The sequence below is a fragment of the Microseira wollei NIES-4236 genome (assembly GCF_020521235.1).
GTDB lineage: Bacteria > Cyanobacteriota > Cyanobacteriia > Cyanobacteriales > Aerosakkonemataceae > Microseira > Microseira wollei.
In genome coordinates this window covers 1-282 of record NZ_BLAY01000663.1, presented here as the reverse complement: position 1 = coordinate 282, position 282 = coordinate 1, and the positions used below count along the sequence as shown (strand labels likewise).

The 282-nt window shown below is 53.2% G+C and carries 1 protein-coding gene; it reads right to left on the bottom strand.

Going from position 1 to position 282, the window contains the following annotated elements:
• On the bottom strand, positions 1 to 235 hold a 235-nt coding region (locus MiSe_RS50185; protein WP_226595101.1), incomplete at its 3' end, for a CLIPPER-2 domain-containing protein.
• Between the last annotated feature and the right edge of the window lie 47 nt (positions 236 to 282).

Below are 282 nucleotides of genomic sequence, written 5' to 3'. Positions count from 1 at the left end.
CTACAACGATGCTGTAGCTGATGACTTCGCCCACCACATCGGCGGTGCCACCCGGTACGGAGGCTGTCTTGGTGATGTTGAGGTCTGGTTTCTGCTCAACGGGAACCGAAGTAGAAGCACTTTCAGAACCTGTTTGAGTACTATCCGCCGTTGCCGTGTTCAGGATGTTACCGCCATTGTCAATATCAGCTTGAGTGACGGTGTAGGCACCTGTATAAGTCCAGGTTTCGTTCACATCCAATTTGCTATCGCTGTCGCTGTCGCCACTAGGTCCGGTGAGGG